Below are 8,289 nucleotides of genomic sequence, written 5' to 3'. Positions count from 1 at the left end.
TTGACCCTTTCGACCTCAGAGTTTGCATCGATGTACAGAGTATCGTTGCCATCGCCAGCTTCAACCGATGCCAGCTCGATTGATTCAAGGGTGTCGCCGTCAAAACCGCCAGTTTCGCCGTTTCGGCCTCGCGCTGCTGCGCTGATTTGAATACCAAAGTCAGCAGCCTTGCTCCCAGATGAATTGGGAGCCCCAATTCGAATTTCAGCATCGCCAGAGAAATAGCGGTAAGCTACCGTATCGGTTCCGCCGCCAAATGGTAAGCTCGGGCCACTGCGCCCACCGTCGAAAACATCCGTACCGTCGCCAATCTCCGCTACGAATATATCGTTGCCAGAGCCGCCGAAGATTTCGTCATCCCCAGCGCCTCCCTCTAGCCGATCATTGCCTCGACCGCCTTCTATATAGTCCGCGCCACCTTCACCTTTGAGAACATCGTTGCCTGCGCCGCCAAAAAGATAGTCTTTAAGATCACCTCCGGTGAAAACATCACGTCGATTGCCCCCAGGAAAATCCCAAATCCGCTTTCAAGTTCAAAATTGGAATCACCACCTGCAATGCTACCGAACACCAAAGTGGCGTCCGTGCCTTCCACAATTGCGGAGTCATACAACTCGTTAATCTCGACCGTGTTCGCGAACCCGTTCAATGCACTATTGAGACCAAGCCTCAACACCGACAGCGCCAAATCGAGACGATCGGCTTGTTCCGCCGTGAGATCGTGCGATCTATCCTCCGGCGTGGTCAGTGCTTCGAATGAGATGGCGACTGAGTGCTCATCGGTACCGAATATTGAATCCGTTAGAATTTTGCCTTTGTCGTAACCAACATCTGTCAGATTGCTGGGCGTGTTGCCGTTCAATCGAGCCGCAATCTTCCGCGCAGTAATCATCCCCAAATCCATAACCGCCCGGCGAACTGGATCCGATTCAAGCAGAGACTCTCTTACGTTATTGGCTCCACCCCCACTTGTACTCCCAAAAATCGCGCCGCTGACCGCGATGCCATCTTCGACTTCCTCAGCTTCGCTCTCGACGCCCTCGTCGCTATCGTCGGTTTTGCTGAACGACTTCGCGAAGTCTTCGCCGAACTCTTTATGAAGGTTCAAGACACGCCAAAAATTGCCGTGGCTGGCGTTTTTAAAATCTGGCCGCTCTTCATTATCACCTTCGAACGACTCCAGTGCCGTAAGCTCTTCGTCAATAACGAGAGACAAAAGGTCGGGTTGTTGTTGCAAGGTGCGCATGGCCTCAACAACACCTGATCTGAGGCTGGGATGGTTTTCCCAACCTAGCACTGCAAAAACCGTAGGAGAGATATGGTGAAGACGACGTTGTTCGCGATTATCAGGGCCTATCCCGGTATTCGGGTCAGTAAACTGGCTAAGCCAAAGAGTGTCAACGGCAGACGTGAATGGTGAATCTTGGCCAACAGAATCGCCGAGATCGAGGCGAAAATAATTGCCTGGCCCAATTTCATAATCGTCGAAATTGTCAGAGATTTGAAGCAGGTCGAGAATTTCACCCTGAACACGGAAAGATCGAACATTTTCAGTAATATTGCTGCGTAGGAGTTCGAAATACTCTGCTCCTCCCAGCGCTGGGTCCACACCCTCCTCAATATCGGAAAGATAGCGACTGAAGAGCGCTGCATCTTCGTCTCGATTCCCCAAGTTTGGGTAGGCAAGGAACGTCGCTGCGATACTAAGCGCATTTGCGACATCTCTAACTTCGTAAATGTACTGCGCCGTGTCAAAAACGATAGCAGGGGCGTCAAAATAGGCGCCAGCGATACCAGACAACGCCCCACCAAGACTGTGGCCTGTGAATGAAATCGTGTCTACCGTCGCGCCCGTCTGAGCAAGTACCCGTTCCACATAATCGATGGTGTTTCGTGTTTGAGCGCCAACGCCAGTGCCACCAGCTATACTAGGTGCTAAACTTGGGTTGTACTCCGCATCCCCCTCGCCCTCACGCCAATCATCGGTGCCGCGAAATGCCACAACATATTGTCCGTTTTTCTCGAACAGCGTGGCCGCAAACCCAGTCTCGAGATTAACCTCGTCAAAGGCCGCAACCTGGGTCCAGCCCTCGAAGCCAGCCATCTTGAGAGTTTGCGGTTGCGCGCTATTTGCCCGATAGTAATAATAGGCCTGCGCAGCCATCAAGACGTATTCGCTAATACTTATTTGCATTTTCATAGACCTGAATTAAAAATGATTGGCAGGGCCTTTGCCTTTAAAAGTAATTGCGCGAGTCTGGGCCATGTACCATTGGCCTGACTCTTTGATTTCAAATATCGCAGTATTTGATGATGCCCCTGGACTACCATTGATTTTATAATCGAACCTGTAACTCTCGACCGTCATCTTGTACCCGTCTGGCGTGACAAGACCCATTTCCTGCAGCTTGATCGGACCATATCGGACTTCTTTTGGTTGCTTCTCATCTGACCTCCAATCGTGGTAAACTCGCCCCCAACGATTGTAGATCAACACGCCGGGAATGGAGCGCGACGCATCAAATCGGCCATCAATGATGTTGAATGACTGCAGTTGTGCTAAACGATCACGGCAATTGGCTTGCTGTCGCTGGCGGGCCTCCCAGTCTTCTTTTGCAATGGCAGTGTTGAAACCATCCGGCGGAGGTCGATTGAACGGCAGACTCGTAGAGAGCGGCCGCCCCCCAAAAATGTCATTCAGCGCTTCGTTCACGCAGTCGTGAGAGATGTAGTCCTCGGCCATTCCGACCACTAAAGACGAGGCTTCATCAAACGCGGCAACATTGGGATCGGAGAAATCGCCTTCTTCGTCATAGACAAAATCACGCTCTAAATCGGGGCGATCAATCATGAATTGACGCGCATATGCATTCAGATCGACAATTGGCACTTGATAAAACGAGATGAACTGGTTTCCGGGACCGTAGTAGCCGCCCCCTCGGTTATACCGCCAGCCTTTGCCACGGTTCTCAGGCTCAACCCATGGGTTGGGAGCGTAGGGAGTTGCGTGAGGCTGCCTCAGTACATCCTCAAAATTATCCGGATACGACCCTAGCGGCAAGAGGTGAACTTGACTGCCCTTTATCTCAAGCCGCACCTCTGGCTGCTCATAGTAAGCGGGCGAAACATAGGCCTCGATCCGCGTGGCATCGGGATACGCATCAGACCAGATAACGTAGGGCAAAGCATCAATGGTTTGCGGCGATTCCCACCCCTGCTGGAACCCCTCTCCGTCCTTGTATGCTCTATAACGCTGACACACATCAGGAATGCGGACCAGAACTTGGCTGCCGTCGCTCATCTGCTGAGCCACTGTCATTGGATGCTGAGAGCGGATGCTGAAGCCCGTCGATTGCCCAAGGCCACCGCTTGAGAAGGATCGGATTGGACAATAGACCATCTGGTCGAGCTTGATCGCCTCGCCCTGATAATCCCCCTCGAAAGTATAGCGGTACCACATGGAATCTGGACTCGAGGCATCAGCAATTGCCTCTGCCGCTCTTTGCCTTTGGAGTTCAGCCTTCTCCTCCTCGCTCATCGGCCCCCAACAGCCGGACAAAAGAAGAATTGAGCCAACTGCAATACACAGCTTTCTGGCAACGAATTCACTCACCAAACGATCTCCAGGTCCACGCTGCGCCTCATCTCAACCGCCCTTAACCCGCATTTTCTCCAGCACTTCTGGATCGACGCTGCGCGCCACAATCGGGTGAATGGCAATCGGCTTGTCGCCCGCGATCTGCTTGAAATTGGTCAGCACGGCGGTCGCTAGCTGGCGATTTGGTGCAATCAGATCGAGCAGCCAGATTTTCTCGCCGCTTGCCCAATCTTCTCCGCCAAGCCGGGTGGGGAAGGCGCCGCCCTTAATCTGCTCGCGGATCTTTGCATCCACTTCGTCGGAAACACTCGCCCAGATGGCAATGCCTGCGGTCGTAGTCGCATCGACCTCGCCTTCCTCACCACCGTTTTCAGTGGCCTTCTTCCTGGCCGAAGCAATCGCCAGACGGTCACGCAGCAGCGGCTCAATCACAAGGTGGTTCAAATCGCCAAGCGATTGCCCCTTATAACGCGGCAGGTTCATCATTGCGAGAACCGCCTGACCCACGCTCATCTGAATGCGCTCTCGCAAACCCTCGAGCTTCTCCCGCATCTCTGGCGAAATTTCCTGCTTGGCATCGGACTTTGCTGCCGCCGCGTTTTCAGCGGCCTCAGCCTGCGCCGCATCAGCAGCCTTAGCGGATCCATTGGCCTTACCGGCCGCGGCAGATTTTCCTTTAGTTGACATAGCGAACCCCTGACAAAAGCCGCCGAGCGCACGCATCCGCCGCTGGCAGCATTACAAATCAAATGAAACAGAGAGCTATGCTTTTAGTGCGCAGACCCGTCAAAGGACTACGCACATAAGCTAGCGCAACTTGCGCCGCTTAAGTTCCCCCCATTTCCCCATACTTATAGGAACAAAAAAGGGGATTCGGGTCAACAGCCAGAATCACAAATACGATGAATGGTGGCACTTTTCTTGGGATTTTATTGTGCTGTTTACCAAACGCAGCAGTGAAGCCTCAACGTTCCCGGCCTGCTTCATCTAAAGCCTTGCTAATTGGTGAGAGCAAATACTGGATGATGCGGCGTTTGCCGGTCTTTATTTCCGCTTGGACAGACATGCCGGGCTGCACCCGGTCACACAGCGCATGACGCTTTGGATTGTCGAGCTCACAGGCGAGCTCAATGCGCGCGGCATAGACCAGGCCGGGCTGAACCGGGCGGCCATTGGCGTCGCGCGTGCTGCCCGCAGGCTGCTGGCTCTGGTCGATCGCATCGCGGCTGATGTTGGTAACCGTGCCCTCGAGCAGGCCGAAGTCAGTGAAGTTGAACGCTTCGAGTTTTACTGCAACGCGCTGCCCCTCGTGGATGAAGCCAATGTCTTTGTTCTGGACAAAGGCCTCGACCGTAATCCCGCTGTTGCAATTGTTCGCGTTGCTCGCATCGCCTGAGGTGCAAGGGACCACCACCATCAGCGGCTGAGCGGGTTGGACAACGCCGCCCACTGTGCTGACCGCGAGCTGTTGGATCACCCCATCAACGGGCGCGCGCAGTTCCTGATAGCGGCGGCGGCGCTCTGCCTTGCGCAGCTCTTCGCCCGCCATGGTCGCGCGGTCGTTGGCCTCCGCCAGGTCCGTGACGGCTGTCTTGCCGAAGCTGGCGCGCAGATTGCGCATCTCCGCCTCCAGCCTGCCGATGGAAGCCTCAGCGCGCATTTTGCTGGCCTGTTGCACTTCGATATTGCGCAAGTGCTCCGCGCGGAGTTGCTCATATTCGAGCAGCCGCAGCTTTGAGAAGAAGCCCTTCTCTGCAAGCTCTGCGCGCGCTTCAAGCTGCTGCGTGATGTATGGCAGGGCTTCTTCGAGCTTCGCGATCTCGGCATTGGCTCCGGCCAGCTCGGCCTCGCTTTCCGCGCGCTGCTGAGACAGAGCGCTGCGCTGAGCCTCAAACTGCGCAACGGCGTTGCGGACGAAGGCCTGCTCTGTGCGGATCGTATCTGGCGAGGTTCCCTCTGGCGCGGCAAAACGCGCAGGTCGACCCGCGAGGTGCGCGAGCAAAGCGTCATTGCGCGCCTGAATAATTTGGGCTGACATAAGCGATTGCTCGCTTTGCGCTTCGTCCGCGTTGGCCATTGTCGGATCGAGTTCAATCAAGAGATCGCCAGCCTTCACAAACTGACCATTGCGCACATGGATCGCGCGCACCGCTCCGATCTCAATTGGCTGGACGATCTTTACATTGCCGCCGGGCACCGTTTTGCCAGCGGCCATTGCAACCACATCGATCCGGCCAAAGATCGCCCAGATAAGCGCAATCACGAACAGCGTGCAGGTCAGCAGCATCAGCAAGCGTAGGCCGGGGCTTGCTGGTTTCTCCATAATCTCAAGCGCGGCGGGAAGAAACTCGTGTTCCTCCTTGGGTTTGAAGGCCTTGTCGGCTTCTGTTTGCGCGCCCCAGCTTTCACGCAGGACGCCAGCATGCTTGGCCAAAGTCGGGAAGCGATCAGATAACCAGCTCATGCCGGAGTTCCCACCGCTGCGCCGCCCGTCCCCGTATTCAGGCCGGTTTGCTTCGCGTGCAATTGCGCATAGCGACCGCCCGCAGCGATCAGTTCTTCGTGGCTGCCCGCCTCGGTGATCTCGCCTGCCTCGACAGTTATGATCCGGTCACATGGACGCACAGCCGAGAGGCGGTGAGCGATGATCATTACAGTGCGTCCTTGCGCAATCCGGGCAAGGTTGTTCTGAATGATCTCTTCGCTTTCAGCATCGAGCGCACTGGTCGCCTCATCAAGGATCAGGATACGCGGATCGGTGATGAGCGCGCGGGCAATAGCAAGCCTCTGCCGCTGACCGCCCGACAGATTGCTACCTCGCTCTTCGATAATCGTGTCATAGCCATGCGGGAGAGTAAGGATGAACTCATGCGCCCCGGCCAGCTCAGCCGCCGCAATCACCTTCTCCATCGCAATGGTGGGGTTGGCGAGCGCGATGTTTTCACGAACCGTGCGATTGAACAGGATGTTCTCTTGCAGAACCACGCCCACCTGGCGCCTGAGCCAGGCAGGATCAACCAATGCGAGATCGGTGCCATCGACCAGCACGCGGCCCTGTTCTGGCACATAAAGCCGCTGCACTAGCTTGGTCAGGGTCGACTTGCCCGAACCGGACGGACCAACAATGCCAAGCATCTCGCCAGCACCCACTTCCAGGCTCACTCCGCGCAAAGCCTCTGGTGCATCAGGACGATAGCGGAAGCGTACTTTGTCGAATTCAACTTGGCCGGTGATCGGCGGCAGGCTCGCGCGGTTGGGGTTGTGCTCTGGCTCAGCAGGCGCGTTGAGAATATCGCCCAAACGGTCGACGGAAATGCGCACTTGCTGAAAATCCTGCCACAGCTGTGACAGCCGCAGGATCGGCTGCGCGACACGCCCTGCCAGCATGTTGAACGCTACTAATGAGCCAACGGTTAGCTCTCCCGCGATCACCGCCTGCGCGCCAAAGAACAGGATCGCGACAGTGGTCAGCTTGCTGACAAGTTGGATCAGATGGCTGCCCCAATTGGAGAGGACCGTTACGTCCCATCCGGTCTGGATGTAGCCCGCGAACTGCTTCTCCCAGCGGTCGCGCATGCGCGGCTCAACCGCCATGCTCTTGAGCGTTCCAATGCCAGTGACAGTCTCAACCAGAAACGCCTGGTTCTCTGCGCCGCGCTTAAACTTCTCATCAAGGCGCGCGCGCAGAGGCGGCGTGATAAAGACCGAGATCAGCACATAAAGCGGGATTGTCAGCGCAACGATCAGCGTCAGCATTGGTGAGTAGAAATACATCACCGCAAAGAATACCAGCGTGAAGAACAGATCGATCACCACGGTCACTGCATTACTGGTGAGGAAGTTGCGGATGTTCTCCAACTCGCGAACGCGCGCCACGCTGTCCCCAACTCTGCGGGCTTCAAAATAGCTCAGCGGCAGCGCAACCAAATGCCTGAACAATGAAGCGGACAGCTCCGCATCGACCCGGTTTGAAGTATGCGCGAACAGCCAGTTCCTAAGCGCAGACAGCATTGTCTCGAACACCAGCACGGTCGCAAGACCAATCGCGAGCACTTCCAGCGTTGTCATCGCCTGGTTGACCAGCACTTTGTCGATTACGAGCTGGAAGAAGATCGGCGATGCGAGCCCCACCAATTGTAAGAAGAAACTGCCGATCAATACATCACGCAGCGCCTTGCGATATTTAACCAAGGCCGGAATGAACCAGCTAATATCAAACGCACGTTTCTCGCCCGCAATCCGCTCGCGGCTTGTCATCAAGAGCAAGTCAGCTTTGCCGCTAGAAAGGTCGAATTCGCTGGCGATCTTGTCAGCGTCCCAGATCTCCGGACGCTCGCCATCGGGCAACAAGATCATATAGCGATCACCCGTATCGGCGTTCTCGTCAATCTTGAGCAGAATGGCAGCTTTACCATCATTCAGAGAAACAAGAGCCGGCAATGGTTGCTTCGCCAACTCGGCCACATCACAGCTTTTCCGTCGCGCAATCAGATCAAGTTTCTTCGCGATCCGAATAAGGTCGCCAAAATTGTAAGGATTATCGCCCTGACCGCGGTCATGGTGGATCTGCGCCGGTTCAGCAGGCACGCCCAAAAACTGCGCGAGCAAAACAAAGCTCGCCAGTACTGGATCGACGGTGTCTGTCGATGGATTGCTGTTCGAATCTGACATGGATTATTGCGACTACCCCT

Annotated in this window: 5 protein-coding genes and 1 pseudogene; all 6 read right to left on the bottom strand. The window is 55.5% G+C overall.

Going from position 1 to position 8,289, the window contains the following annotated elements; translation table 11 throughout:
• Positions 1 to 308: 308 nt before the first annotated feature.
• Positions 309 to 431: pseudogene (locus AC0V6O_RS06875) on the bottom strand (calcium-binding protein); the annotation flags it as partial.
• On the bottom strand, positions 401 to 2,164 hold the full coding sequence (locus AC0V6O_RS06870) for a Tle-like phospholipase domain-containing protein (protein ID WP_486145535.1): 1,764 nt from the start codon (positions 2,162 to 2,164) through the stop codon (positions 401 to 403). The gene AC0V6O_RS06870 and the pseudogene AC0V6O_RS06875, both read right to left, overlap by 31 nt.
• 45 nt (positions 2,165 to 2,209) lie before the next feature.
• Entirely contained in the window at positions 2,210 to 3,613 is a 1,404-nt protein-coding gene (locus AC0V6O_RS06865) for a hypothetical protein (protein ID WP_486142664.1), read from the bottom strand.
• Positions 3,614 to 3,646: 33 nt separating this feature from the next.
• The gene (locus AC0V6O_RS06860; RefSeq protein WP_486142662.1) at positions 3,647 to 4,285 is read right to left on the bottom strand and encodes a toxin-activating lysine-acyltransferase; all 639 of its coding nucleotides are present in this window, start codon (positions 4,283 to 4,285) and stop codon (positions 3,647 to 3,649) included.
• Between the two features lie 277 nt (positions 4,286 to 4,562).
• On the bottom strand, positions 4,563 to 6,062 hold the full coding sequence (locus AC0V6O_RS06855) for an HlyD family type I secretion periplasmic adaptor subunit (protein WP_486142660.1): 1,500 nt from the start codon (positions 6,060 to 6,062) through the stop codon (positions 4,563 to 4,565).
• Positions 6,059 to 8,269, bottom strand: coding sequence for a type I secretion system permease/ATPase (locus AC0V6O_RS06850; RefSeq protein WP_486142658.1), 2,211 nt, complete (start codon positions 8,267 to 8,269; stop codon positions 6,059 to 6,061). Before AC0V6O_RS06850 ends, AC0V6O_RS06855 begins: the two co-directional genes overlap by 4 nt.
• Between the last annotated feature and the right edge of the window lie 20 nt (positions 8,270 to 8,289).

It is taken from the genome of Erythrobacter sp. JB2-19 (assembly GCF_057365005.1).
Note: the sequence above shows the minus strand (reverse complement) of the source record. Positions and strands in the feature narration are given on the sequence as shown.

What these genes read in the sequence shown, in the direction of transcription:
- AC0V6O_RS06850 (WP_486142658.1), bottom strand. Translation starts at nt 8,269, where the DNA reads ATGTCAGATTCGAACAGCAATCCATCGACAGACACCGTCGATCCAGTA.
- AC0V6O_RS06870 (WP_486145535.1), bottom strand. Translation starts at nt 2,164, where the DNA reads ATGGCTGCGCAGGCCTATTATTACTATCGGGCAAATAGCGCGCAACCG.
- AC0V6O_RS06855 (WP_486142660.1), bottom strand. Translation starts at nt 6,062, where the DNA reads ATGAGCTGGTTATCTGATCGCTTCCCGACTTTGGCCAAGCATGCTGGC.
- AC0V6O_RS06860 (WP_486142662.1), bottom strand. Translation starts at nt 4,285, where the DNA reads ATGTCAACTAAAGGAAAATCTGCCGCGGCCGGTAAGGCCAATGGATCC.